Genomic DNA, 26,178 nt, shown 5'->3' with positions numbered 1-26,178 from the left:
TTGAACGCCTGAGCGCGGCCTTCTCCGGCGAACCCCATACCCGCGACGAACTGGTGGCCGTGCTGCAGACGGCCGAGCAGGACGGCCTGATCGCCGCCGACACCCTGCGCATGATGGAAGGCGCCATCGCGGTGGCCGAGCTGACCGTCGGCGACGTGATGATCCCGCGCTCGCAGATGGTGTCCCTTCCGGTCGAGCAGCCGTTCCTGGAACTGATGAAGCAGGTGGTCGAGTCCGGCCATTCGCGCTTCCCCGTGCACGGCGAGAACAAGGACGACGTGCTCGGCATCCTGCTGGCCAAGGACCTGCTGCGCGGCGTCGTCGCCGACAACAGCCACGCCAGCATCCGCGAGCTGCTGCGCCCGGCGGTACTGATCCCCGAGTCCAAGAAGCTCAACGTGCTGCTCAAGGAGTTCCGGCTCTCGCGCAACCACATGGCGATCGTGGTGGACGAGTACGGCGGCGTCGCCGGGCTGGTCACCATCGAGGACGTGCTTGAGCAGATCGTCGGCCAGATCGACGACGAGCATGACGAGGCCGAGGACCACACCGCGCAGATCGCCATCCAGGCCGACGGCCGCTACGTGGTCGACGCGCTGACCGCGATCGAGGACTTCAACGAACGCTTCGGCGCCGGGTTCTCCGACGACGACTACGACACCATCGGCGGGCTGGTCACCGAGGCCATCGGCCACCTGCCCGAGATCGGCGACGAACTCACCCTGGACCGTTTCGTGTTCCGGGTGGCGCGCGCCAACGCGCGGCGGGTGCAGGCCTTCCACGTCACCGTGCTGCCGCCCGACCCGCAGGACGACGCTTGATCGCCGCGGGTCTTTTCCGGCGGCCGCGTCCCGCCCTGCCGCTCACGCGCCTGCTGGCGTGCGCACTGCTGTGGTTGCTGGTGGCCGGCGTGGCATCGGCCGCAGCCGCGCCCGCCGCCGATGCCACGGGCAGCGCGCCGCGCATCGGCGTGGTGACGATGCAGCCGGGCGAGGTGTTCTTCGAGCGCTTCGGCCACGACGCGCTGGTGGTCGCCGAGCCCGGCGGCGGCCCGGCCATTTCCTACAATTTCGGCTTCTTCGACCCGTCCGAGCCGGACTTCATCGGCAACTTCGTGCGCGGGCGGATGATGTACTACCTGGTCGCGCTGCCGCTGGACGAGGACCTGGCGCAGTACCGCGACGCCGGGCGCGGCGCCTCCATCCAGTGGCTGGACCTGCCACCGCAGCAGGCGCGGGCGCTGGCCGACGACCTGGCCGAGCGCTCCCGCCCGGAGAACGCGCGCTACCGCTACGACTACTTCACCGCCAACTGCTCGACGATGGTGCGCGACGCGCTCGACCGCGCCATGGGCGGCGGCCTGCGGTCGCAGCTGGCCGGGCGTTCGCGCGGCAACACCTACCGCAGCGAAGCGGTGCGGCTGGCCTCGCCGTCGCCGTGGATGTGGCTGGGCTTCGACCTGGGCCTGGGCCCATGGGCCGACCAGCCACTGTCGCGCTGGCAGGAGGCGTTCGTGCCGATGCGCCTGGCCGACGGCCTGCGCGAGGCCCGCAACAGCCAGGGACGCCCGCTGGTGCAGGCCGAACAGGAACTGCTGCCGCAACGGCTGGCGCCCGAACCGGGCGAGCATGACCGCGCCTGGTGGCCGTGGCTGCTGACCGGGCTGGTCCTGGCCGGCGGGATCTTCGCCGCGCGCGGCCACCGGCGCGTGCTCGGCGGCGTCGCGCTGCCGTTCTGGCTGTTCTGCGGCGTGGCCGGGGTACTGCTGGCCTACCTGTGGGGCGCCAGCGAACACCGCGCCGCCTGGGGCAACCGCAACCTGCTGCTGCTCAATCCGCTGGCGCTGGCCCTGCTGCCGGGCGCCTGGCAACTGCTGCGCGGGCGCCTGCCGGGCCGCGCGTTCGGCGCGCTGCTGTGGACGCTGGCCGGCATCGCCGCGCTGTCGCTGCCGCTGCATTGGCTGTCGCTGCAGGCCCAGTTCAACATGCAGTGGATCGTGCTGCTGCTGCCGGTCCACCTGGCGCTGGCCCTGGTGCTGGGCCGGCGCGGCTTGGCGCCTGTGCCGGGCTGAGGCACGATGCAGCCCATGGACCTCGGTATTTCCCCCATGGCGGCGGCCAACCCGCCCTGCGTCATCAACTGCACCTGGTACGGCGAGGACGGCACGCTGCGCAACCTGGCGCTGGATTCGATCAGCGACGTGCTCGAAGCCAGCAGCCGCGGCTTCGTCTGGGTCGGCCTGTACGAACCCGACGACGCGGTGCTGGACAAGGTGCAGGCCGAGTTCGGGCTGCACGACCTGGCCATCGAGGACACGCGCAAGGCGCACCAGCGGCCCAAGGTGGAGACCTACGGCGACTCGCTGTTCGTGGTGGTGCACACCGCGCAGGTGGTCGAGGAGCGCATCCGCTATGGCGAGACCCATGCCTTCCTCGGCCCGCGCTACCTGGTGACCGTGCGCCATGGCGCCTCGCTGTCGTACGCGCCGGTACGCGCGCGGCTGGAGCGCGAGCACGACCTGGTGGCCCGGGGGCCGTCGTTCTGCCTGTATGCGGTGCTCGACGCGGTGGTGGACAACTACCTGCCGATCACCGACAGCTTCGGCGATACGCTGGATTCGCTGGAGAAGGACATCTTCGCCGAGAACTACCGGCGCCGCACCGTCATCCGCCTGTACGACCTCAAGCGCGAACTCAACAAGATGCGGCTGGCGGTCACCCCGCTGCAGGACGCGCTGTCGCAGCTGCAGCGCAATCCGGCGCAGCTGCTCAACGACGAGGCACGGCTGTACCTGCGCGACGTGCAGGACCATGCCGCGCGGGTCAACGACGCCATCGACACCCTGCGCGAGATGCTCGGCACCGCGCTGAGCGTGAACCTGTCGCTGGTCACCCTGGCGCAGGGCGAGACCGTCAAGCGGCTCGGCGCGTGGGCGGCACTGCTGGCCGCGCCGACCCTGATCACCAGCTGGTACGGCATGAACTTCACCCACATGCCGGAGCTGGCCGGACGCTTCGCCTACCCGCTGCTGGTGCTGCTGGTCGGCGCCGTCTGCGCGGTGCTGTACCGGCTGTTCAAGCGCTCGGGCTGGCTGTAGGCCCGGGCCGCCCGCGGCCCTTCCCATCCTTCATTGCCCTGCGGGGAACAGCATGCGCGACGACACCCTTTCCGACCACCGCCGCCGGCGTTTCCTGCGCGGCTCGGTGGCTGCCGGCGCGGTGGCCCTGCCACTGCTGGGCCAGTCCGGCGGCGCGCTGGCCGCCGATGGCCAGGGCGATGCGCCGACGCTGCCCGCGTCGATCCGCGCGCTGCAGCCGGTGGCGCAGCGGGTGGTACCGATCAGCGTCGACGAGCGCGTGCAGCGCCTGGCACGCGCGCAGGCGCTGATGGACCAGCAGCGGATCGACGCGGTGTTCATCGGCGCCGGCACTTCGCTGGCCTATTTCACCGGCATGCACTGGTGGAACAGCGAGCGCCTGACCGGGGTGATCCTGCCGCGCACCGGCGAGCCGGTCTATGTGACCCCGGCGTTCGAGCGCAGCCGCACGCTGGAGCAGATCAAACTCGGCAGCGACGTACGCGGCTGGCAGGAAGACGAGGACCCCTACGCGCTGGTCGCGCAGGTGCTGCGCGGCTTCGGCGCCGCCAGCGGCACGGTCGGCATCGAGGAAACGGTGCCGTTCTTCCGCAGCCGCGGGATCATGAACGCCCTGCCCCACGCCACGTTCGTCGATGCCTGGCCGGTTACCGCCGGCTGCCGGCGCATCAAGAGCGCGGCCGAACTGGCGCTGATGCGGCTGGCCAACCAGACCACCCTGGCGGTGTACGAAGCGGTGTGGAAGGCGCTGGCGCCGGGCATGACCGAGGACGACATCGCCGCGCTGGTGAGCCTGGCGTATGCGCGCACCGGCCTGCGCGGCAGCGCCGACGTCAACATCGGCCCCGCCGCCGCCTCGCCGCACGGCTCGGATGCACCGCAGCGGCTGACCGAGGGCACGCCGGTCATCTTCGACGGCGGCTGCCGGGCCGACGGCTACACCAGCGACATCACCCGCACCGTGGTGCTGGGCAAGGCCGGCGATGACGTCCGCCGCGTGTTCGACGTGGTGCTCAAGGCGCAGACCAGCGCGCTGCGGGCAGCGCGCCCCGGGGTGGCGATGGAAGCGCTGGACGCGGCCGCGCGCAGGCGCATCGTCGATGCCGGCTACGGCCCGGACTACACCTACTTCAGCCACCGCCTCGGCCACGGCATCGGCATGGACATGCACGAGTGGGATTACCTGGTCCGCGGCAACACCCGCCTGCTCGAACCCGGCATGACCTTCAGCAACGAACCCGGCATCTACCTGCCCGGCAGGTTCGGCGTGCGCCTGGAGGACATCCTGCACATCACCGCCGACGGCGCCGAACTGCTGACCCCGCAGAGCCCGTCGATCGACCAGCCGTTCGGCTGAACCGTAGACGCGGGGCTAGCTGTGTAAACCCAGCACGTTGTTCAGGGGTATGCGGGAGATGGGTGGTTTGTAGCCGAGGCTTGCATGAGGGCGGTGCCAGTTGTAGTGATGCAGCCAGTCATGGAGGGCGCCAGCCCGCTGCCCGGAGTTGTCATAGGCGCGGGCATAGGCCCACTCGCGCAGGCTGGTCTGGACCAGGCGTTCGGCCTTGCCGTTGGTGCGCGGGGTGTAGGGACGCGTGCGCAGGTGGCGCATGCCAAGGCGACGGAGCAGGCGCTGGAAACGGCGCGACCTGTAGCAGGTGCCGTTGTCGGTCAACACCCGCTCGAAGCACACGCCCAGGCTGCGGTAGTAGCGCACCGTGCGGATAAGGGCCTTGCAGGCGCTGGTCTCGCGCTCGTCCGGCTCGATGGAGGCGAAGGCCACGCGCGAGTGATCGTCGATGGCCAGATGGACGTATTCCCAGCCAATGCCCCTGTGTCGATGCGAGCGGTCACCGGTCACACGGTGGCCCGGGGAACCGATCCGCCCCAGCTTCTTGATGTCCAGATGCAGCAGTTGGCCGGGCCGGGCGTGTTCATAGCGGTTCTCCGGCAGCGCCGGCTCCAGTTCGGCCAAGCGGTGCAGTCCGGCACGGCGCAGCAACCGGGCGATGGTGCTTGGCGCCACGGACAGCCGCTGGGCGATCTGGCGATAGGTCTGGCGTGAGCGTCGCAGTTCCAGCATCTGCGCTGCGATGGTTGACGGTGTGGCATGGGGCAGGCATGCGGCCGGGAGCTGCGGTCGGCCAAGCCAGCAGGACCCTCTTCCCGGTACCGCTTCAGCCACTTGTAGGCCGTGCGCACGCTCACGCCAGCTGCATGGGCGGCCTCCGCGATGCGCAGGCCCTGCACGAGGATGCGGTCCACAAGCAGGGCTCGACCGCGAGGCGTCAAACGGGCATGTTTATGCAGGTTCATCCGGGGCTCCTGGGGGCTGGGTTGGTGTCGTAACCCCCATCTTCCAGCGATGCCCCGGATGAACAACCTACTGAGAGATCACAGCTAGCCCCGCATGCGGCTTCACCGGGAAGACCCCTGTACGGGGCAAGCCCCGTACCTACGCCACGTAGACGGTCTTGATGTTGGTGAACTCGCGGATGCCGTGCTCGGCCAGTTCGCGGCCGAAACCCGAGCGCTTGGTGCCGCCGAACGGCAGCCGCGCGTCGCTCCTGACCACGGCATTGACGAACGCCGCGCCGCACTGCAGCTGCGCGGCGACCCGCTCGCCGCGGGCGGCATCGCCGCTCCACACGCTGCCGCCGAGGCCGAACGCGGTGTCGTTGGCCACCCGCACCGCCTCGGCTTCGTCCTTGACCCGCAGGATCGCCGCCACCGGGCCGAACAACTCCTCCTCGTAGGCCGGCATGCCCGGCGCGACGTGGTCGAGGATCGACGCCGGGTAGCCGGCATGGGTGCCGGCCAGCGGCTCGCAGCCCAGCAACGCCCGGGCGCCCTGGTCGATGCTCTGGCGCACCTGCCGGTGCAGGCCGTCGCGCAGGTCGGCGCGCGCCAGCGGCGCCAGCGTGGTGGCCTCGTCCTGCGGGTCGCCGTACACCCGTGCCTTCGCCGCCTCGACGAAGCGCTGCACGAAGCGGTCGGCGATGGCATCCACCAGCACGAAGCGCTTGGCGGCGATGCAGGTCTGCCCGGCATTGTCGAAGCGCGACTTCACCGCCGCGGCGACGGCGGCGTCGAGGTCGGCATCGTCCAGCACCACGAAGGCGTCGCTGCCACCCAGCTCCATCACGCACTTCTTCAACTGGTCGCCGGCGTTGGCGGCGATCGAGCGCCCGGCACGCTCGCTGCCGGTCAGGGTGACCGCCTTGACCCGGCCATCGCGCAGCACGGCGGCCGCCTGCTCGTTGTCGATGTGCAGCACGCCGAACACCCCGGCCGGCATGCCGGCATCGGCCAGCACCGCGGCGATCAGGTCGGCGCAGCCGGGCACGTTGCTGGCGTGCTTGAGCAGCGCCACGTTGCCGGCCATCAGCGACGGCGCCAGGAAGCGGAACACCTGCCATATCGGGAAATTCCATGGCATCACCGCCAGCACGCAGCCGATCGGCGGGTACACCACGTAACTGCGCTGCGCCTCGGTCGCGATCGGCTGCGGGCTGAGGTAAGCGGCGGCGTGGTCGGCGTAGTACTCGCAGGCCGCCGCGCTCTTCTCGATCTCGGCCAGCGCCTCGCCGCGCAGCTTGCCCATTTCCCGGGTCATCGCGTGCTGGATCTCGTCGCGGCGCGCGCGCAGCGCCGCGGCCACCTGGCGCAGCAGCGCGCCGCGCTGCGCCAGCGGCAGGCCCGACCACGCCGGGAACGCCGCCTGCGCGGCGGCCAGCCGCTGCTCGACGGCGACGGCGCTCATCAGCTCGACCGTGCGCAGGACGCGGCCGTCGAAGGGGTTGAGGGTCTGGTACGAAGTCATTGCGCTGCACCTGCATCCAACGAAGGCCCGCAGGATAGCGCCGGTGACGTTGCGTTCGCGTTGACGGGTTTGGTGCCGGGCAAGCCGGCGCTTACGGCGCAGGGTCGCCGCAGGCACCACGGATGCGGGGCTTGCCCGCGTGGCCGTCGAGGCCGCTCAACCGTTGTCCTGCAGCGCCAGCTGCATGTCGCGCTGGCGCCGTCGGTCGGCGCGGGCGGAGATCCACCAGCCGAGGACCGCCACGGTCGACACCGCCAGCACCAGCAGCGTGGCCAGCGCGTTGATCTTGGGGCTCACGCCCATGCGCACCGAGGCGAAGATCTTCATCGGCAGCGTGGTCGAGCTGGGCCCGGCGACGAAGCTGGCGATCACCACGTCGTCCAGCGACAGGGTGAAGGCCAGCAGCCAGCCGGACAGCAGCGCCGGGGCGATGATCGGCAGGGTGATCAGGAAGAACACCTTGAGCCGGTTGGCGCCCAGGTCCATGGCCGCCTCCTCCAGCGAGCGGTCCAGCTCCTGCAGGCGCGAGGACACCACCACGGTCACGAACGACAGGGTGAAGGTGACGTGCGCGATCCAGATCGCCACCACGCCCTTGGACGGCAGCCCGAACAGGCCGCCCATCGACACCAGCATCAGCAGGATCGACAGGCCGATGATCACCTCCGGCATCACCAGCGGCGCGGTCACCAGCGCGCCGAACACGGTCTTGCCGGGGAAGCGGCGGAAGCGGGTCATCGCCATCGCCGCCATGGTGCCGAGCACCATCGACGCGCTCGCGGTCCAGAACGCGACCTTGACGCTGACCCAGGCCGCGTCCAGCAGCTGCCGGTCGCGCAGCAGCTCGCCGTACCACTGCGTGGAAAAACCCGCCCACACCGTCGCCAGCCGCGAGGCGTTGAACGAGTACAGCATCAGCAGCAGGATCGGCAGGTACAGGAAGGCGAAGCCGAGCAGCAGCACGCCCCAGCCCAGCCAGCGGTGGCCACGGACGCCGCTCATGCCAACTTCCCTTCCAGCGTGCGTTGCTGGGAGCGGTTGAAGATGAGGATCGGGACCAGCAGCAGGAGCAGCATCACGATCGCCACCGCCGAGGCCAGCGGCCAGTCGCGGTTGTTGAAGAATTCGCCCCACAGCACGCGGCCGATCATCAGCGTGTCCGGCCCGCCGAGCATTTCCGGGATGACGAATTCGCCCACCGCCGGGATCATCACCAGCATGCAGCCGGCGACGATGCCGCTGCGCGACAGTGGCAGGGTGATGCGCATGAACGCCTGCCATGGCCTGGCGCCAAGGTCGTAGGCCGCCTCCAGCAGGCGGTGGTCGAGCTTGACCAGGTTGGCGTACAGCGGCAGCACCATGAACGGCAGGTAGCAGTAGACGATGCCGATATAGGCCGCCAGCGGCGTGTACAGGATCTGCAGCGGCTGGTCGATCAGACCCATGCCCAGCAGCGTGCGGTTGACCAGGCCGTTGCTGTCGAGGATGCCGATCCAGGCATAGACGCGGATCAGGAACGAGGTCCACGACGGTAGCACCACCAGCATCATCGCGATGTTGCGCGCCGACGGCGACAGGCGCGAAATGACGTAGGCCATCGGGTAGCCGATCAGCAGGGTGAACACGGTGGCGATGACCGCGATCCGGATCGAGCTGAGGTAGGCGACCACGTACTGGCTGTCGGCGAACAGCTGGGTGTAGTTGCCCAGGTTGAGGTTGACGGTGAAGGCGTTGTCCACGTACGCCACGATGGACGTATACGGCGGCATCGCCACCGCCATCTTCGCGAACGAGATCTTCAGCACGATCAGGAACGGGATCGCGAAGAACAGCAGCAGCCACAGGTAGGGCACGCCGATCACGCCGGCGCGGACGCCCGGCAGCCAGCGCCGCCAACCGCCAGGGTTCGGCCCGCGCGCGCTCATGAAGTCAGCACCACGCCGTCGTTGTCGTCCCAGCTCACCCAGACCTCGTCGTTCCAGGTGATGCCGTCGCTGTCCCAGCGCTTCATGTTGGCGAAGTTGGACAGGATCTTGGCGCCGCTGGGCAGGCGCACGTGGTAGACCGAGTGGCTGCCGAAGTAGGCGATGTCCTCGACCACCCGAACGCCTTGTTGGTGTCGCCGGCGGGCTCGTCCTTGGCGATGTGCACCTTTTCCGGGCGCAGCGCGAAGGCCACCGGCTGCCCTTCATAACCGGTGATGCCGTGGCCGACATAGATCGGCGCCGGGAAGTCGGCGGTGCGCACGGTGACGTACTCGGGCAGGTCCTCGTCGATCACGCCCTCGAACAGGTTGACCGAGCCGATGAAGCCGGCGACGAAGCGGTTGGCCGGCTGCTCGTAGATGTCGTCCGGCTTGCCGATCTGCTGGATCCAGCCCTGGTCCATCACCGCGATGCGGGTGGCCATGGTCATGGCCTCTTCCTGGTCGTGGGTGACCATCACGCAGGTCACGCCGAGCTGTTCGATGATGTTGACCAGCTCCAGCTGCATCTTCGAGCGCAGCTTTTTGTCCAGCGCGCCCATCGGCTCGTCCAGCAGCAGCAGCTTGGGGCTCTTGGCCAGCGAGCGCGCCAGCGCCACGCGCTGCTGCTGGCCGCCGGAGAGCTGGTGCGGCTTGCGCTTGCCCAGCTTCTGCAGCTGCACCAGTTCCAGCATCTCGCCGACGCGGCGGGCGATGGCGTCGCGGGCCATGCCGTCCTGCTTCAGGCCGAAGGCGATGTTCTGCTCCACGGTCATGTGCGGGAACAGCGCGTAGGACTGGAACATCATGTTGATCGGCCGCTCGTAGGGCGGCAGCGCGTTGATCTCCTGGCCGTCGAGCAGGATCCGGCCGCGGGTCGGGGTCTCGAAGCCGGCCAGGCAGCGCAGCAGCGTGGACTTGCCGCTGCCCGAGCCGCCCAGCAGCGCGAAGATCTCGCCCTTACGCACGTCCAGGTTGACGTCGTCGACGGCGACGAAGCCATCGAACTCCTTGCGCAGGTCGCGGATGGACAGGTAGCCGGGCTCGCTGTTCAGGGCGATGGCGTCGGGCCGGATGTCGGGCTTGGCATCAACGGGCATGAAGGGTTCCGGGAACGGGCGGGACGGACGGGCGCGCGTAGTGTAGTGCCGGCGTTTTGCCGGGGACACCCTGCCGTTCCACGCAGGAATGCCCTGTTCGACGCTGTATGGACCGGGTGGCGCGCCAGAAATGCCGGCCGAAGGAGAAGCCCCCCCTTGGAGTCCAAGGGGGGCGCGCCATAGGCGCGGGGATGTGGATGAAGATGAGCCGGGGCCCAAGGTTTGCCTTGCAAACCTTGGGGAACTACGCGAATGCGTAGTTCAGCGCCCGGTCTTGATCTCGGTCCAGAGCCGGGTATAGAGCTTGTCCACTTCCGGCGGGTTGATCGCATAGGTGAACATCTTCGCCGCCACGTCCTGCGGCGGATAGATGGTGCGGTCCTCGCGGATCGCCGCGTCCACCAGCGGCGTGGCCGGCTTCACCGGGTTGGCGTAGTGGGTGACGTTGGTGTTGTTGGCGGCCACCTGCGGCTCGAGCAGGTAGTTGATGAACGCATAGGCGTTCTGCGGGTGCTTGGCGTCCTTCGGGATGGCCAGCATGTCGAACCACTGCGGCGCGCCTTCCTTCGGGATCGAATACGCCACTTCCACGCCGTTGCCGGCCTCCTCGGCACGGTCGCGGGCCTGGATGATGTCGCCCGACCAGCCCACCACCAGGCAGGTGCTGCCATTGGCCAGCGAACCGACGTACTGGCTGGAGTGGAAGTTCTGCACGTACGGGCGGATGCTCTTGAGCAGGTCCGCGGCCTTCTGGATGGTGGCCGGATCGGTGCTGTGCGGATCCTGGCCCAGGTAGTGCAGCGCGATCGGAATCATGTCCGCCGGGGTGTCGAGAAGGGTGACCCCGCAATCCTTCATCCTGGCGATGTTCTCCGGCTTGAACACCAGGTCCCAGCTCCCGGCGATGTCGGTGCTGCCGCCGAAGCGCTCCTTGAGCTTGGCCACGTTGTAGCCGATGCCGGTGGTGCCCATCATGTACGGCACGCCGTACTTGTTCTCCGGGTCCTGGCCGGCGATGCGCGCCATCACCTCCGGGTCGAGGTTGGCCAGGTTCGGGATCTTGCTCTTGTCCAGCGGCAGGAACACCCCGGCCTGGATCTGGCGGCCGAAGAAGTTCAGTGTCGGCACCACGATGTCGTAGCCGCTGTCGCCGGTCAGCAGCTTGGTCTCGACCATCTCGTCGCTGTCGAACACGTCGTACGTGACCTTGATGCCGGTCGCCTTCTCGAAGTTCGGGATGGTGTCCTCGGCGATGTAATCCGAGTAGTTGTAGACGTTGAGGACCTTGGCCTCGCCGCCGGCGTCGGCGGTCGGGGCGCCCTGCTCCTTGCCACCACAGGCGGCAAGCAGGGACAGGGCGACGCCAGCGGTCAGGATGCGCAGATTCATGGGTTCTCCAGTGTGATCCGGGAGGGGCCGGCTGAACCGGCGTGGCCGGCCATTGTCCCACGAAGCACCGGCCGGGGCGACGCCGCCCGCCCCGGCCTTCACCCCGGAGCGCCGGCTGCGGCCGCCGCGCGTTCACACGTTGAGCAGCAGGAATTCGCGCTCCCAGGAGCTGATGACGCGGAAGAAGGTCTCGTATTCCTTGCGCTTGACCGACACATAGGCCCGGCAGAAGCGGGGGCCGAGCAGCGCCTGCAGCGGCGCGCAGCCTTCCAGCCCGTCCAGCGCCTCGCCCAGCGAGCGCGGCAGTGCATAGCCCGGCGCCTTGGCATTGCCGGCCACCGGCGCGGTCGGAGTGAGCTTCTCGCGGATGCCGAGCAGGCCGCAGGCCAGGGTCGCGGCGATCGCCAGGTAGGGGTTGGCGTCGGAGCCGGCGAAGCGGCTTTCCACGCGGCTGTTCTCCAGGCTGTCGATCGGCACCCGCAGCCCGCAGGTGCGGTTGTCGAAGCCCCATTCCACGTTGCTCGGCGACACCTCGCCGAACACCAGGCGGCGGTAGGAGTTCACGTTCGGGCGAAGAACGCCATCGCCATCGGCACGTACTTCTGCAGCCCGGCCAGGTACTGCATGAACAGTGCGCTGTACTCGCCCTCGCCTTCACCGGCGAACACGTTGGCGCCGTCACGGGTGCGCAGCAGGCTCTGGTGGATGTGCATGGCGCTGCCCGGCTCGTTCTCCATCGGCTTGGCCAGGAAGGTGGCGTACACCCCGTGGCGCAGCGCCGCCTCGCGCATGGTGCGCTTGAACAGGAACACCTGGTCGGCCAGCGCCATGGCGTCGGCGTGGGTGAAGTTCACCTCCAGCTGCGCCGCGCCGGATTCGTGGATCAGCGTGTCCACGTCCAGCTGCATCGCGTCGCAGTAGTCGTACATCAGGTCGAGGATCGGGTCGAACTCGTTGACCGCGTCGATCGAATACGACTGGCGCGCGGTTTCCGGGCGCCCGGAGCGGCCGGCCGGCGGCAGCAGCGGAAAGTCCGGGTCGGTGTTCTTCTGCACCAGGAAGAACTCCACCTCCGGCGCGACGATCGGCTTGAGCCCCAGTTCCTCGTAGGCGGCCAGCACCCGTCGCAGCACGTTGCGCGGCGCCAGCTCGTGCGGCTGCCCGCTGCGGGTGTAGCAGTCGTGGATGACCTGCGCGGTCGGGTCGGTCGCCCACGGCACCATGCGCACCGTGTCCGGGTCCGGGCGCAGCACCATGTCCGAATCGGCCGGCGCCACCAGTTCGTAGTAGTCGTCGGGCGAGTCGCCGGTGACGGTGGTGGCGAAGATGCCCTCGGGCAGGCGCGTGCCGTAGTCGTGCGAGAACTTGTCGGCCGGGATGATCTTGCCGCGCGCATTGCCGGTGATGTCCGGCACCAGGCATTCGACCTCGGTGATGTTGCGCTGCTTGAGCCAGCGCAGCAGGGTGCTGTCTTCCTGCACGGCGGCGGGCTTGCGGGGGCGGGAACGGGGACGGGAGCTCATGACGGTTCGGCTTCGGTGGCATGACAGGCGCCCGCCACCGGTATGCAGGCCCTGCCCCGGTGGACAGGCGTGCTGGCACGCTACTGCCGCCCCGGCGTTTAGGCAACCGCCCGCCACCGTGCCCGGGGCAGCCCGGACACGTAGACTGCACTGCCCGCCTGCTTCGATGCGCCCGATGCCCGACGCCGCCGCCCGGCCCGACTATCCGCCCAGCTGGTATGCGGCCAGCCTGCCGCCGCTGGCGCCGCGCGCGCCGCTGCGTGGCCACGCGCGCGCCGACGTGGCGGTACTGGGCGCCGGCTACACCGGGCTGACCGCCGCCCTGGCGCTGGCCGAAAAGGGTTACCGGGTGAGCGTACTGGAGGCCGAGCGGGTCGGCTGGGGCGCCTCCGGCCGCAATGGCGGGCAGGCGCTGGTGGGCTACGGCTGCGACGCGCAGACGCTGGAATCGCTGCTCGGCGAGCGCGATGCGCGGCTGCTGTTCGAGTTCTCGCGCGAGGGCCTGCACCGGCTCAGGCAGCGCATCGCGCGCCACGGCATCGACTGCGACTGGCGCGATGGCCATGCCAGCGTGCCGATCCGCCGCCGCCAGGAACGGGCGCTGCGCGCGGACATGGACACCCTGGCGCGGCGCTACGATTACCCGCTGCAATGGTGGGACCGCGCGCAGTTGCGCCAGGTGCTGGCCAGCGACCGCTACCGCGGCGCGCTGTACGACCCGGGCAGCGGCCACCTGCACCCGTTGGCGTATGCGCAGGGGCTGGCGCGCGCGGCCGAGGCGGCCGGTGCCACGCTGCACGAACATTCGCCGGTGCAGCGCCTGCAACGTGGCGCGCGCCCGGTCCTGCACACCGCGCAGGGCAGGCTCGAGGCCGACTTCGTGGTGCTGGCCGGCAACGCCTGGCTGCAGGGCATCGCCCCGGAACTGGAGACCCGGATGATGCCGGTCGGCACCTACATCGGCGCGACCACGCCGCTCGGCGCCGAACGCGCGCGTGCGCTGATCGGCAACGACATGGCCGTGGCCGACGTGAACTGGGCGCTGGACTATTTCCGCCTCAGCCGCGACCACCGGCTGCTGTTCGGCGGCCAGGCCAGCTATTCGGCGCTGCCGCCGCCGGGCCTGCGCGGGGTGATGACCCGGCGCATGCGCGCGGTGTTCCCGCAGCTGGCCGACGTGGAGCTGGAGTACGTGTGGGGCGGCTACATCGACATCACCCGCAACCGCGCCCCGCACTGGGGCCGGCTCGGGCCGAACATCTATTTCGCGCAGGGCTTTTCCGGCCACGGCGTGGCCAGCAGCGGCCTGGCCGGCGATGTCATCGCCGAGGCCATCGCCGGCCAGGCCCAGCGGCTGGACGTATTCGAACGGATCGCGCACCACCGCTTTCCCGGCGGCAGCGCGCTGCGCCGCCCGCTGCTGGTGGCGGCGATGGCCTGGTACAAGCTGCGCGACCTGCTGTGGTGAACCGCCGGCCGCGTGCGGCCGGGCCGTGTCCCGCGCCCGGCGCTGCGCTCAGGCGTCGTTGTCCCCGGCGTCGTGCCACAGCTCGTGCGCGTCGACGCGGATGCGCAGGGCCGCCTCCAGTGCATTGGCACGGGCCTCGGCTTCGGCCAGCGCGCTGTCCTGTTCCTGGCGCTGCGCGGCGATCAGTTCGGCGATCCCGGCTTCGCCCAGCGCATAGGCGCGGCGGACCTTGCCGGTGCTGGCGCGCACCGCCTCCAGCGCCTGCCAGCTGTCGCGCCACAGCCGCCAGGCGGCATCGGCCTGGCGCACAGTCTGCTCGGCCTCGCGCTGGATCAGCCGGCGCATGCCCTCGGCCACGGCGCTGCCGGCCTCGGCACTGGCGCGTTGCGCATCGGCATTGGCCGAACGCAGCGCGCCGCCGAACGGAATGCTGACCACCACTCCGAGCGAACGTTCCTCGCCGCCGCGCTCGTCCAGCCAGCGCAGGCCCACGCTGGGATCCGGGCGGCGCTCGGCGCGGGCGCGCAGGGCCGCGCGCTCCAGCCGTTCGGCCTCGCGCTCGGCGGCGCCGATCTCATGGCTGCGGCTGACGATGTGGTCGATGTGCCATTGCGCGCCGGTGTCGTCGGCGACCGGCTCGGGCAGCGCCGGCGCACGTTCGGGCAGCGGGATCGAGGGGAACGTGGTGCGCAGGGCGATGCGCGCGGCCTCGCAGCGCGCCGCCGCCGCGGTCGCCTGCGCGCGGACCTGCGCCGCCGCGGCCTGCGCGCTGTCGAGGTCGCGCCGGGCGGCATCGCCGGCAGCGACGCGGCGGGCGATGGCATCGCGGTCGCGCTGCACCAGCGCCAGCTGCGCCTGCGCCTGGGCCACCCCGGCTTCGGCCCGCAACCATTCCATCCATTGCGCCAGCAGCAGGCGCGCGGCCTGGTGCTCGGCGTCGGCCAGCTGCAGGCCGGCGACCTCGCGCCCCAACCGGCCGATCTCGCGGTCCAGCCGTGCCTTGCCGGGCAGCCGCACGCCGCGGCTGAGCTGGGCTTCGTATTCGCGGTAGTCCAGGCCGCCATGCACGCGCCGCTGCTGCGACATCAGGCTCAGGGTGGGTTCGTGCGGCCCGGCGGCCAGCCCGCGCGCCTCGGCCTCGGCACGGCTGGCGCGTGCGGCGGCCGCCTGCACGTCCGGGTGCACGGCGATGGCCTGCAGGACCAGCGGCTCGGGCGGCAGGTAGGCGGCATCGGGCGCGGCCAGCGCCAGGCCGGGGGCGGCCAGCCACGCGGCCAGCGCCAGGGTCAGCCGCAGCGGCTTCATGCCAGCCTCCCGAAGCGTTCGACGATCTCGCTCCACCAACGGATGTCGGCACCGGGCAGGCGCTGGCGCAGTCCGTCCAGCACCTCGTCCACGCGCTCGGCCGGCAGCACCAGCCAGGCCAGGTCGCGGGCGACGCGGCCACGTACGCGCTCGCGCACGCTGGCGGTATCGAAGCTGCTGCCATGGCCCTCGCCGTGCAGCGTGGTGAAACCGGGCAGGTCGGGCATGTCGAGCAGCGCGGCGATCACCGCGTCCTCCAGTACGGGGGAGAAAACCAGGTTCAGGCGACGCAGTTCCATCAACGGGCTCCGAAGCGGCGGAACAGGACCGGCAGCAGCAACAGCGTCAGTGCGGTCGAACTGACCAGCCCGCCGATCACCACGATCGCCAGCGGGCGCTGGATCTCCGAGCCGGGGCCGCTGGCGAACAGCAGCGGCACCAGCCCCAGGCCGGTGATGCTGGCGGTCATCAGCACCGGGCGCAGGCGCCGCCGCGCGCCTTCGCGCACCACGCTCGCCATGGCCATGCCGGTGGCGGACAACTGGTTGAAGTGCTCGACCAGCACCAGCCCGTTGAGCACCGCGATGCCGAGCAGGGCGATGAAGCCGATCGAGGCCGGCACCGACAGGTATTGGCCGGTCAGCCACAGCGCGAGCACGCCGCCGACCATCGCGAACGGCACGTTGCCCAGCACCAGCAGCGCCTGCCGCATCGAACCGAAGGTGGAGAACAGCACCAGGAAGATCAGGCCGATGGCGACCGGGACCACCATGCCCAGGCGCGCGGCGGCGCGCTGCTGGTTTTCGAACTGGCCGCCCCAGACGATGCGGTAGCCTTCGGGCAACGGCACCTCGCCGGCGACCCGGGCACGCGCCTCCTCGACGAAGCCGACCAGGTCGCGGCCGTCGACGTTGGCCTGCACCAGGGCGAAGCGCGAGCCGTTCTCGCGGCGCACCGCCACCGGGCCGGTGCTGCGCTCGATCTGCGCCAGCGCCGACAACGGCACCTCGCCGGTGCCATCGCCGCGCGCCAGCAGCAGCCGCTCGAAGCGCGCCGGATCCTGCTGCACGCCGGCATCCCCGCGCACCAGCACCGGGATGCGCCGGTCTGGTGCGATCACCGTGCCGGCCGGCAGGCCTTCGATCTGCGCGCGCAGTTCGTCCTGCACGTCGGCCACGGCCAGGCCGGCGCGGCCAGCGGCCTGGGCATCGATCTGCAGGCGCAGGTATTCCACGCCCTCGGCGGTCTGCGCCAGCACGTCCTGCGCGCCGGCCACGTCCTGCAGCACCTGCGCGATGCGCGTGCCCAGTTGGTTGACGGTGGCCAGCTCCGGCCCGAACACCTTGACCGCGACGTCGCCACGGCTGCCGGTGAGCATCTCGCTGACCCGCATCTCGATCGGCTGGGTGAAGCCGTAGTCGATGCCGGGGAAATCCTCCAGCACGGTGCGGATCTGGTCGGCCAGCCATTCCTTGTCCGGCCTGCGCCACTGCGCCTTGGGCTTGAGCTCCAGGAACACGTCGCTCTCGTTCAGGCCCATCGGGTCCAGGCCGAGCTCGTCCGAGCCCACCCGCGCGATCACGTGCAGGATCTCCGGCACCCGCGCCTTCAGCGCCCGTTCCACCGCCAGGTCCTGTTCGACGCTGCTTTCGATGCCGATCGACGGCAGCTTGGCCAGCTGCACCAGCAGGTCGCCCTCGTCCATGGTCGGCAGGAACGTCTTGCCGACCCCGAACCACGCCGCCACGCCCAGCAGCAAGGCCGCGCCGGCGCCGATCGCCACGCGCCGCGGCCGCGCCAGCGCACCATCGAGCAGCGGCATGTACAGGGCGTCGAGCCTGCGCATCAGCCACGGCTCGGCGTGGGCGCGTTCGCGCAGCAGCAGCGACGCCAGCACCGGGATCACCGTCAGCGACAGCAGCAGCGAGCCGGCCAGCGCGAACACGATGGTCAGCGCCACCGGGCCGAACAGCTTGCCCTCCAGGCCTTCCAGCGCCAGCAGCGGCAGGAACACCAGGCAGATGATGAGAATGCCCGATGCCACCGGCGCGGCCACTTCGCGCACCGCGGCGAACACCCGGTGCAGGCGCGGCAGGCCCGCGCCGGACGCAGCCGGGTCGAGCCGGCTGACGGTGTTCTCCACCACCACCACCGCCGCATCGACCAGCATGCCGATGGCGATCGCCAGCCCGCCCAGGCTCATCAGGTTCGCGCTCATGCCGAACGCGCGCATCATCAGGAAGGTGAGCAGCGCCGCGAACGGCAGGGTCAGCGCCACCACCAGCGCCGCGCGCAGCTCGCCCAGGAACAGCAGCAGCAGCACCACCACCAGCACGGTGGCCTCGAGCAGGGCCTTGGTCACGGTGCCGACCGCGCGGTCGATCAGCGCGCTGCGGTCGTAGAACGGCTCCACCCGCACCCCGGCCGGCAGTTGCGGCGCCAGTTCGGCCAGGCGCGCGCGCACCGCGCCGACCACCGCGCCGGCATCGGCGCCGCGCAGGCCGACCACGATGCCCTGCACCGCCTCGCCCTGGCCGTCGCGGGTGACCGCGCCATAGCGGGTCATTCCGGCCATGCGCACCTGGGCCACATCGCCGACCCGCAGGGGGATGCCGTCCTGCACCCGCAACACGATGTTGCGCAGGTCCTCCAGCCCGCGCACCGCGCCCTCGGCGCGGACCACCAGCGCTTCCTCGCCGTCGCCGAGGCGGCCGGAGCCGTCGTTGCGGTTGTTGCGCTCCAGCGCGTCGGCCAGGTCGCGGAAATGCAGGCCGGCGGCCGACAGCGCGGCGCGGTCGGGCACCACCACGTAGCTGCTCACCTCGCCGCCGAGCGCGTTCACGTCGGCCACGCCGGGGATGGTGCGCAGCGCCGGGCGGATCACCCAGTCCAGCAGCGCGCGGCGCTCGGCCAGCGGCAGGTCGCCGCCCTCGATGGTGAACATGAAAAGATCGGACAGCGGCGTGGCGATCGGCGCCAGCCCGCCGCCGACCCCGTCCGGCAGCGCGACGTTGCCGAAGCGCTCGGCGACCTGCTGCCGCGCCCAGTAGATGTCGGTGCCTTCGGCGAAGTCCAGGGTGATGTCGGCGATGGCGTACTTGGCGGTGGAGCGCAGCATGGTGCCGTTGGGCAGGCCGAGCAGCTCCAGCTCCAGCGGCGCGACGACGCGGCTCTCCACTTCCTCCGGGGTCATCCCCGGCGCCTTCAGGATCAGCTTGACCTGGGTCGGCGCGATGTCCGGGTAGGCATCCACCGGCAGTTCCAGGAACGCCAGCGCGCCGGCCAGCGCCAGCCCCGCGGCGGCTACCAGCACCAGCACCCGCTGGGTCAGGGAGAATTCGACCAGGCGTCCGAGCATCGGCTTACTCCCCGGCCGCCAGCAGCGCCTTCAATGCGCTGGTACCGGCCACCGCCACCGCGCTACCGGCCGCGAGCGGCCCGCGCACCACCACCTGGGTCGCCGATTCGCCCAGCACTTCGACGGTCACCACCCGGTAGCCGCCCTGCGTGGCGGCGAACACCACGCTGTCGCGGCCCACCCGTGCCAACGCACCGCGCGGCAGCGCCAGCGCTCCCTGCGGTGCCGGCAGTTCCAGCGTCACCGCCACCGGCTGGCCCGGCACCAGTGCGCTGGCGGCCGCAAAGCGCGCGCGCACCGGCACGGTCTGGCTGGCGCCATCGACCGCGCTGCCCACGGCGGTGATCCGGCCGCGCGCGTCGGTGCCGTCGATGCGCGCCACCTGCCCGGCCGCCAGGCGCATGCGTGCTGCCACCGGCGCGCGGATGGCCACGTCCAACTGCGCGGTATCGGCCACCACGAACGCGGCGGCCATGGCCTCCAGCGCCTGCCCCGGCGCAACCTTGCGCTCGAGCACGCGCCCGGCCAGCGGCGCGCGCAGTTCGTATTCGCCCGGCAGCCCGCCCCTGGCCGCCGGCGCCAGCGCCAGCGCCCGCGCGAACTGCGCCTGGGTGGCCCCGGTCTGCTCCTGCAGCGCGCGGCTGCTCTCGGCACGCGCGGCGGGCACGATGCCCTCGGCCAGCAGCTCGGCATCGCGCCGCGCCTGCCGCGCCGCCAGGCGTGCTTCGCTGGCCGCGCGCCCGGCGTCGGCCTCGAGCATCATCCGTTCGCGGCTCTGCACCCGCGCCAGCGGCGCACCCGCCGCGACCTGGCTGCCCTCGACCGCCAGCACCCGGGTCACCGTACCGGCGTACGGCGCGGTCACCACCGCGCTGCGCTCCAGCGCCGGCTCCACCGTCGCCGGCAGGTGTTCCAGCGGAATGCCGGTGGCCGCGACCGCCGCCGCGTTGCGCACGCCCAGCGCGCGCGCCTGCTCGGCCGGCAGGCGGATCGCCGCCGGCGCCGCGGCAGCCACCGCGGTGCAACTGGCCAGCAGCAGCGCCAGGCCGAACGGCAGCGCCGGAAGGAAACGGGGACGGCAGGACATCGAACAACCTCGACGTGGGGTACGGGGTGCCGGGAGTCTGCCGGGCGTGGCTTTGGAAACGCTTAAGGCGCTCGAGTGCGAAGCAGTTGCGTTTGCGTCCCGCTGCCGGCATCCGGCGGGTTGCCGCCGGCGGCGTGCCTGCACACGGCGGCACCGCCCCCGTGCACGCCGGTTGCGAGCGCCGGGCCAGTGGCTGCCGTGCACGATGGAGCGGCCGTGCTGGGTCGCACCGGCACGGCCGTGGCGACCGCGGTCAGGCCTCCGGCAGCGCCGGGAACGGGCCCAGGCGGGCGACCAGTTCGCCCGCTTCGAGGCGGAACTGCAGGTCCAGCGCCAGTATCCGCGCCAGGGTCCGCGCCAGGGCCAGGCCGAGGCCGCCGTGGGTGTCGGGCGCATGCTCCGGGCGCTTGCGCCAGAAGCGCTCGCCCAGCCGCGGCAGGTCGCTGTCGTGCAGATCGGGCGCGGGATTGCGGACCTCGAGCCAGGCGCCCTCCGCCAGCACCCGCACCCCGGCCACGATGCGGCTGCCGGGCGGGGCGTATTCGGCGGCGTTCTGCAGCAGGTTGGCGACGATGCGCTCGAGCAGCGCGACGTCGCTCGACGTCCACCACTCCACCGCGTCATCGAGCTGGATGCGCGCGCCCGCGGACGTGGCCCGCGCCAATACCTGGCGCTGCTGCTCGAGCAGCGCGCGCAGGTCCAGCGGCTCCGGCTGCGGCTCGGCCTGGCCGGACTCGTAGCGCGACAACGCCAGCAGGCCATCGACGCTGCGCTGCATGCGCTCCACCGCCGCCAGCGATATCGCCAGCGCCGCCGCCGCGCGGCCGGGGTCGCCACCGCGCAGCGCCAGCTCGGCGCTGGTGCGGATCTCGGCCAGCGGCGTGCGCAGCTCGTGGGCGACGTCGCGCGCGAACCGGCGTTCGCGTTCCAGCGCGTCGTAGAGGCGGCCGAACGCGCTGTCCAGCGCCGCGGCCAGCGGCGCCAGCTCGGACGGCAGCGTCGCGTCGAGCAGCGGCACCTGCGCGGTTTCCGGCGACAGCGCCCCCACCCGTCTGCCCAGCCGCAGCAGCGGCCGCAAGCCACGGTTGACCACCACGATCGCCAGCGCCGCCGCGCCCAGCGCCGCCAGCAGGCTGACCAGCAGCAGCGACAGGTGGATGCGCCGTTCCAGCAGGTCCACGTCGGTGCGTTCGATGGCGACGGTGAGCAGCGCCGCGCGCGGGTCGCCGGCCGGGCCCGGGGCCACCGGCTGTGCCACCGCACGGCCGCGGTGGCCGTCGGGAAGCACCAGGTCGTAATACAACGGCTCGGCGGCGGGCAGCCGCGGCGGGCGCGCCAGTGCCTGCGCGCCGCTGGAGGACGAGCGCGCGAGCACCGCGCCGGTGCGGTCCCAGATGGTGTAGAAATCGGTATGCCCGTGCTCGCGGAACTCGGGCATCAGCGCATCCACCGGGGTGCCGCTGGCAAGCATGGCGCCGACCGCGCGCGCGCGGTCGAGCAGCTGCGCGTCCAGCCGCGCGTACAGGTGGTGGTCCAGCACCTGGTCCAGCAGCAGGAACAACACCACCAGCAGGCTGCCCAGCCCGCCCACCAGCGCCACGATCAGGCGCCGCCGGATCGACCTCAGCCAGTGCCGCTCAGACGACCACATAGCCGAACCCGCGGCGGGTCTCGATCAGGCCATCGACGCCGGCACGCGCGAGCTTGGCCCGCAGGGTGCTGACCAGTACCTCGATCACCTTGTCCGAGGCGGTGCTGCTGCCGGCATACAGGCGCTCGAACAGGCCGCCGCGGGTATGCACGCGGCCGCGCTCGCGCAGCAGCAGTTCCAGCAGCGCGTACTCCTTGGGCGACAGCGCGATCGCCCCGTGCGGACCGGTCACCAGGCAGGTCGCGGTATCCACGCTCAGCGCGCCGGCGACCAGCCGCGGCGACGCGTCGTCGAAGCGGCGCCGCGCCAGCGCCTTCAGCCGCGCCAGCAGTTCGTCGATGGCGAAGGGCTTGACCAGGTAGTCGTCGGCGCCGCGGTTGAGCGCCTCGACCCGGTCGCTGACCTGGTCGCGCGCGGACAGCACCAGCACGCGGGTGGCGCGCCGCTGCGCGCGCAGGCCGTCGAGCACCCCCAGCCCGTCGATGCCCGGCAGCGCCAGGTCCAGCACCATCAGGTCATAGTCGTAATGCGCCAGGAACCCCAGCGCCTGGCTGCCATCGGCGGCGGCGTCGACCGCGTGGCCCTCCGCGGCCAGGGCGATGGCCAGGCTCTCGCGCAGGGCGGTGGAATCCTCGACAAGCAACAACCGCATGGGGCAGACGACATCACCGGAGACCGCGGCATCATGCCCTGTCCGTCCGGCCAATGCACCGCGGGCCGGTCATGCCGCCGTCGCCGGCGCCGGGCTAAAGTCCGCCGCACGCCGGCCGCTAACTGCTTGCGACGACCCGCCACCGGATTCCCCCACCCATGACAGTGTCGCCGCCGGCCGGCTTCGACAGCCGACCGATCACCCCCCTGCCCCAGCGCATCCTGCTGGTCGAGAACTCGCGCACCTTCACTACGATGCTGCGCGAGGCCATCGAGCAGCGCCTGGAGCTGCCGGTGAGCGTGGCGTCCTCGCTGGCCGAGGCCGGCGCCCTGCTCGACGCCGAGGACGACTGGTTCCTGGTGCTGACCGGGCTGGTGCTTGCCGACGGCGACCGCGACGGCGTGGTGGCCTACTTCGTCGAACGCGGGCTGCCGACCATCGTGGTCAGCAGCGTCTACGACGAGGACCTGCGCCGGCGGGTGCTGCAGCAGGACATCATCGACTACGTCCTGAAGAACACGCCCGGCAGCCTGGATTACCTGGTGTGGCTGGTGCAGCGGCTGGAGCGCAACCGCCGCATCTCGGCGCTGGTGGTGGACGACTCGCCGTCGGCGCGCGGCTACGCCGCCTCGCTGCTGGCCATGTACGGCTACCGCGTCGCCCAGGCCGGCGACGGCCCGGCCGCGCTGCAGGCGCTGGAAGCGGACCCGGCGATCCGCCTGGCCATCGTCGACCAGGAAATGCCGGGGATGGACGGGGTCGAGCTGACCCGCCGGCTGCGCGCCCTGCGCGCGCGCGACCGGGTGGCGGTGATCGGCATCTCCGGCAACTCCGACCCGTCGCTGATCCCGCGCTTCCTGAAGAACGGCGCCAACGACTTCCTGCGCAAACCCTTCTCGCGCGAGGAGTTCTTCTGCCGGGTGTCGCAGAACGTCGACCAGCTGGAGCTGATCGGCACCCTGCAGGACCTGGCCACCCGCGACTTCCTCACCGGCCTGCCCAACCGCCGCAGCTTCCTGGAGCGCAGCCAGCGCCAGCTGGAGCGGCGCGCCGCCGATGCCGGCAGCGTGGCGGTGGCGATGGTCGACATCGACCATTTCAAGCACATCAACGACAGCCTCGGCCACGAGGCCGGCGACCAGGCGCTGCGCGCGGTGGCCGGGGTCCTGCACGCCCACACCCGGCCGCAGGACCTGAGCGCCCGTTTCGGCGGCGAGGAGTTCTGCCTGCTGGTCACCGTGGAGGACGAGGACGCCTGCGCGCGCCATTTCGAACAGCTGCGCGCGGCCGTGGCCGCGCTGGAGCTGACCCTGGGCGGCAGCACGCTGCGCATGACCGTGAGCATCGGCGTGTGCCGCATGCCGGCGCACAGCTGCACGCTGCACGCGCTGATCGCCGAGGCCGACCGCCAGCTCTACCTGGCCAAGGCCGGCGGCCGCAACCGCGTGCACGGCATTACCCTGGACGAAACCGCCTGCGTGCTTTGATCCAGATCAACGCGGCGCGCCGCCGCCCTGCCTAGAGTGCGCCCGACAGCACCTACTTGGAGAAGCGGCGGTGGCACTTTTGGTCTGGCAGGACGATCTCAACACGGGCGTGGAGGTCATCGACCACCAGCACATGCGCATCGTGGAGATGCTCAACCACCTGCACGTGACCCAGAAGAGCATGGAGCGCGTCGCCGTGGGCGAGGTGATCGACGAGCTGATCGACTACACCCTGTCGCACTTCGCCTTCGAGGAAGAGCTCATGGAGGAGGCGGGCTACCCGTTCTGCGCCGCGCACAAGCGCGTGCACGAGGTGTTCATCAAGCGCGTCTCCGAGTACCGCATGCGTTTCGAGTCGGGCGAGGACATCACCGACGACCTGCGCAACATGCTCTCGCGCTGGCTGTTCAACCACATCCGCGGCGACGACAAGGCCTACGCCGAGCACGTCAAGCGCCACCTCAACAAGTTCGCCCGCGAACACGAGGAAGGCGGCTGGCTCGGGCGCACGCTCAAGCGCCTGTTCCGCTGAGCGCAGCGCACGCCTGCCGGCGCCGCGCGGCGCATGGCGGCGGTTCGTGCACCATGGAACCGCCGGGAGCGATGCCCGGCACCCGGCCATGAACGGCCGATGGCCGCCAGGGATGGCGGCCCCCCTTGCCCACCACGCGCGGCACGGATCAGCGCCGCGGCGCCGCGCGGCGCTGGATCGCCCATAACGCCAGCGCGGTGGCCAGCGCGGTGGCGCACAGGTAACCGCCCACCGCACCGACCCCGAACTTCCCGGCCAGCCAGGTCGCCGCGTAGGGCGCCGGCGCGGCGCCGAGGATGCCGGCCAGGTTGAACGACAGCGAGGCGCCGGTATAACGCACCTGCACCGGATACAGGCTGGCCAGCATGGTGCCGCAGGGGCCGTAGGTCAGGCCCATCAGGAACAGCCCCAGCGACAGGAAGCCCAGCACCTGCCACGGGTGCGCGGCCTGGAACAGCGGCTGGAACAGCAGCCCGAACACGAAGATCGCCAGGGTCGCCCACAGCATCGTGCGGATCGTGCCGTGGCGGTCGCCGTGCAGCGCCGCCAGCGGGATGCCCGCGGCGAAGAACAGGATGCCGACCATCTGCAGCAGCAGGAACTGCTCGCGCGTATAGCCCAGCGCCGAGGTGCCGTAGCCCAGGGTGAACACCGTCATCAGGTAGAACAGCACGAAGGTCGCGAACGCCGCCAGGGTCCCGGCCACCAGCGCGAAGCCATGGCCGGCGATCACCTCGCGCATCGGCAGCCGCACCCGCTGCCCGTGCGCGACCGCGCGGCGGAAATCCGGGGTCTCGTGGATGTTCAGGCGCACCCACAGGCCGACGATCACCAGCAGCGCACTGGCCAGGAACGGCACGCGCCAGCCCCAGGCCAGGAACGCGGCATCGTCCAGCAGCCGGCCCAGCAGCAGGAAGATGCCGGCCGACATCAGGAAGCCCAGCGGCGCGCCCAGTTGCGGGAACATGCCGTACCAGGCGCGCTTGCCCGGCGGCGCGTTCTCGGTGGCCAGCAGCACCGCCCCGCCCCATTCGCCGCCCAGGCCCAGGCCCTGGCCGAAGCGGCACAGCGCCAGCAGCGCCGGCGCCAGCAGGCCGATATCGGCATGGGTGGGCAACAGGCCGATGGCGACCGTGGACAGGCCCATGGTCAGCAGCGCCGCCACCAGCGTGGCCTTGCGGCCGATGCGGTCGCCGTAGTGGCCGAACAGCGCCGAGCCCACCGGCCGCGCGATGAAGGCCACCGCGAAGGTCGCCAGCGACTGCAGCAGCGCCGCATTGGCGCTGCTCTCGGGAAAGAACAGCGTGGGAAACACCAGCACCGCGGCGGTGGCATAGATGTAGAAATCGAAGAACTCGATGGTGGTGCCGACCAGGCTGGCGGCGAGCACGCGGCGCGGGGAATTGGCGGGAGTCGCGATCGAGGGCATGGGCGCCAGGGTGGGGAGATGTCCGCGCAGTCTGCCACGCCGCGGGCAGCCACTGCCGGCCGCCGGCGGCAACACGCCAGCGCGTCCACCGCCCCCTGCATCGCCCCCTCCTGGCCTGCCCGGCACGCTGCCCGGCGCTGCGCGAAGCGACCCACCGCGGCCCGCCGGCACGTTGCCCCGGGCCCGGCCACGACGGCGTGCGTTCACGCCCGCGCGACGTCCCCGCAACGGGAATTGAACGCGGCCTTGCCGCGCCCTCCACCGCGGTTAACCGCGGCGCAGCGGCGAGCCGCGCCACGCTGCCGGTTCACGGT

Annotated in this window: 19 protein-coding genes and 3 pseudogenes; 7 read left to right on the top strand and 15 right to left on the bottom strand. The window is 71.3% G+C overall.

The features are described 5' to 3' along the window. Positions 1–8: 8 nt before the first annotated feature. From B1L07_06030 to B1L07_06015, 4 genes are read left to right on the top strand one after another with little or no spacing between them, the layout of a single operon-like run. Positions 9–821, top strand: coding sequence for a magnesium/cobalt efflux protein (locus B1L07_06030; protein ID AUZ54727.1), 813 nt, complete (start codon positions 9–11; stop codon positions 819–821). 50 nt (positions 822–871) lie between these two features. Continuing rightward, positions 872–2,071: a hypothetical protein gene (locus tag B1L07_06025; GenBank protein ID AUZ56485.1), complete on the top strand. Its 1,200-nt coding sequence runs from the start codon at positions 872–874 to the stop codon at positions 2,069–2,071. A 6-nt stretch (positions 2,072–2,077) separates the two neighbouring features. Beyond that, entirely contained in the window at positions 2,078–3,097 is a 1,020-nt protein-coding gene (locus B1L07_06020) for a magnesium transporter CorA (GenBank protein ID AUZ54726.1), read from the top strand. Positions 3,098–3,149: 52 nt separating this feature from the next. Next, positions 3,150–4,454 carry a hypothetical protein gene (locus tag B1L07_06015; protein ID AUZ54725.1) on the top strand — a complete coding sequence of 435 codons (1,305 nt, stop codon included), beginning with the start codon at positions 3,150–3,152 and terminating at the stop codon, positions 4,452–4,454. Between the two features lie 15 nt (positions 4,455–4,469). On the opposite strand, the gene B1L07_06010 is transcribed toward B1L07_06015, so the two are convergent. From B1L07_06010 to B1L07_05975, 8 genes and pseudogenes are all read right to left on the bottom strand, one after another. Beyond that, a complete protein-coding gene (locus B1L07_06010; protein AUZ56484.1) occupies positions 4,470–5,129 on the bottom strand; it encodes an IS481 family transposase in 660 nt (219 codons plus the stop codon). 77 nt (positions 5,130–5,206) lie between these two features. After that, positions 5,207–5,413, bottom strand: a pseudogene (locus B1L07_06005) (IS481 family transposase). Positions 5,414–5,552: 139 nt separating this feature from the next. Then, a complete protein-coding gene (locus tag B1L07_06000) occupies positions 5,553–6,920 on the bottom strand; it encodes a succinate-semialdehyde dehydrogenase (GenBank protein AUZ54724.1) in 1,368 nt (455 codons plus the stop codon). A 156-nt stretch (positions 6,921–7,076) separates the two neighbouring features. Further along, the gene (locus B1L07_05995; GenBank protein ID AUZ54723.1) at positions 7,077–7,922 is read right to left on the bottom strand and encodes a putrescine ABC transporter permease PotI; all 846 of its coding nucleotides are present in this window, start codon (positions 7,920–7,922) and stop codon (positions 7,077–7,079) included. Further along, the gene (locus tag B1L07_05990) at positions 7,919–8,845 is read right to left on the bottom strand and encodes a putrescine ABC transporter permease PotH (protein AUZ54722.1); all 927 of its coding nucleotides are present in this window, start codon (positions 8,843–8,845) and stop codon (positions 7,919–7,921) included. The genes B1L07_05995 and B1L07_05990 overlap by 4 nt, the downstream gene beginning before the upstream one ends. Continuing rightward, positions 8,842–9,983, bottom strand: a pseudogene (gene potG, locus B1L07_05985) (polyamine ABC transporter ATP-binding protein). Before potG ends, B1L07_05990 begins: the two are co-directional and overlap by 4 nt. A 261-nt stretch (positions 9,984–10,244) precedes the next feature. Further along, positions 10,245–11,372 (bottom strand): spermidine/putrescine ABC transporter substrate-binding protein PotF, encoded by a 1,128-nt coding sequence (locus B1L07_05980; GenBank protein ID AUZ54721.1) that lies wholly within the window; start codon positions 11,370–11,372, stop codon positions 10,245–10,247. Between the two features lie 132 nt (positions 11,373–11,504). Continuing rightward, positions 11,505–12,895: pseudogene (locus B1L07_05975) on the bottom strand (glutamine synthetase). Positions 12,896–13,070: 175 nt separating this feature from the next. Between B1L07_05975 and B1L07_05970 the strand changes: the two are divergent. Beyond that, positions 13,071–14,363, top strand: a complete 1,293-nt coding sequence (locus tag B1L07_05970) for an FAD-dependent oxidoreductase (GenBank protein ID AUZ54720.1) — start codon at positions 13,071–13,073, stop codon at positions 14,361–14,363. A gap of 48 nt (positions 14,364–14,411) precedes the next feature. On the opposite strand, the gene B1L07_05965 is transcribed toward B1L07_05970, so the two are convergent. From B1L07_05965 to B1L07_05940, 6 genes are all read right to left on the bottom strand, one after another. Further along, complete coding sequence (locus B1L07_05965) at positions 14,412–15,668, bottom strand: hypothetical protein (GenBank protein ID AUZ54719.1); 1,257 nt, start codon at positions 15,666–15,668, stop codon at positions 14,412–14,414. After that, positions 15,665–15,967, bottom strand: a complete 303-nt coding sequence (locus B1L07_05960) for a hypothetical protein (protein ID AUZ54718.1) — start codon at positions 15,965–15,967, stop codon at positions 15,665–15,667. Before B1L07_05960 ends, B1L07_05965 begins: the two co-directional genes overlap by 4 nt. Next, positions 15,967–19,026 (bottom strand): cytochrome-c peroxidase, encoded by a 3,060-nt coding sequence (locus B1L07_05955; GenBank protein ID AUZ54717.1) that lies wholly within the window; start codon positions 19,024–19,026, stop codon positions 15,967–15,969. The genes B1L07_05960 and B1L07_05955 overlap by 1 nt, the downstream gene beginning before the upstream one ends. Before the next feature lie 4 nt (positions 19,027–19,030). Beyond that, complete coding sequence (locus B1L07_05950; GenBank protein AUZ56483.1) at positions 19,031–20,065, bottom strand: hypothetical protein; 1,035 nt, start codon at positions 20,063–20,065, stop codon at positions 19,031–19,033. A gap of 301 nt (positions 20,066–20,366) precedes the next feature. Beyond that, a complete protein-coding gene (locus B1L07_05945) occupies positions 20,367–21,764 on the bottom strand; it encodes a hypothetical protein (GenBank protein AUZ54716.1) in 1,398 nt (465 codons plus the stop codon). Beyond that, entirely contained in the window at positions 21,751–22,416 is a 666-nt protein-coding gene (locus tag B1L07_05940) for a two-component system response regulator (GenBank protein ID AUZ54715.1), read from the bottom strand. Before B1L07_05940 ends, B1L07_05945 begins: the two co-directional genes overlap by 14 nt. 158 nt (positions 22,417–22,574) lie before the next feature. On the opposite strand from B1L07_05940, the gene B1L07_05935 reads away from it, so the two are divergent. Continuing rightward, positions 22,575–23,903 carry a diguanylate cyclase response regulator gene (locus tag B1L07_05935; GenBank protein ID AUZ54714.1) on the top strand — a complete coding sequence of 443 codons (1,329 nt, stop codon included), beginning with the start codon at positions 22,575–22,577 and terminating at the stop codon, positions 23,901–23,903. 70 nt (positions 23,904–23,973) lie between these two features. Continuing rightward, positions 23,974–24,435, top strand: coding sequence for a bacteriohemerythrin (locus B1L07_05930; protein AUZ54713.1), 462 nt, complete (start codon positions 23,974–23,976; stop codon positions 24,433–24,435). A gap of 148 nt (positions 24,436–24,583) precedes the next feature. Here B1L07_05930 and B1L07_05925 read toward each other — a convergent pair whose 3' ends face one another. Next, positions 24,584–25,864 carry an MFS transporter gene (locus B1L07_05925; protein AUZ54712.1) on the bottom strand — a complete coding sequence of 427 codons (1,281 nt, stop codon included), beginning with the start codon at positions 25,862–25,864 and terminating at the stop codon, positions 24,584–24,586. Between the last annotated feature and the right edge of the window lie 314 nt (positions 25,865–26,178).

Source organism: Stenotrophomonas acidaminiphila (genome assembly GCA_002951995.1).
GTDB classification, from domain to species: Bacteria; Pseudomonadota; Gammaproteobacteria; order Xanthomonadales; family Xanthomonadaceae; genus Stenotrophomonas; species Stenotrophomonas acidaminiphila_A.
This window is presented reverse-complemented; position numbering and strand designations above follow the sequence as displayed.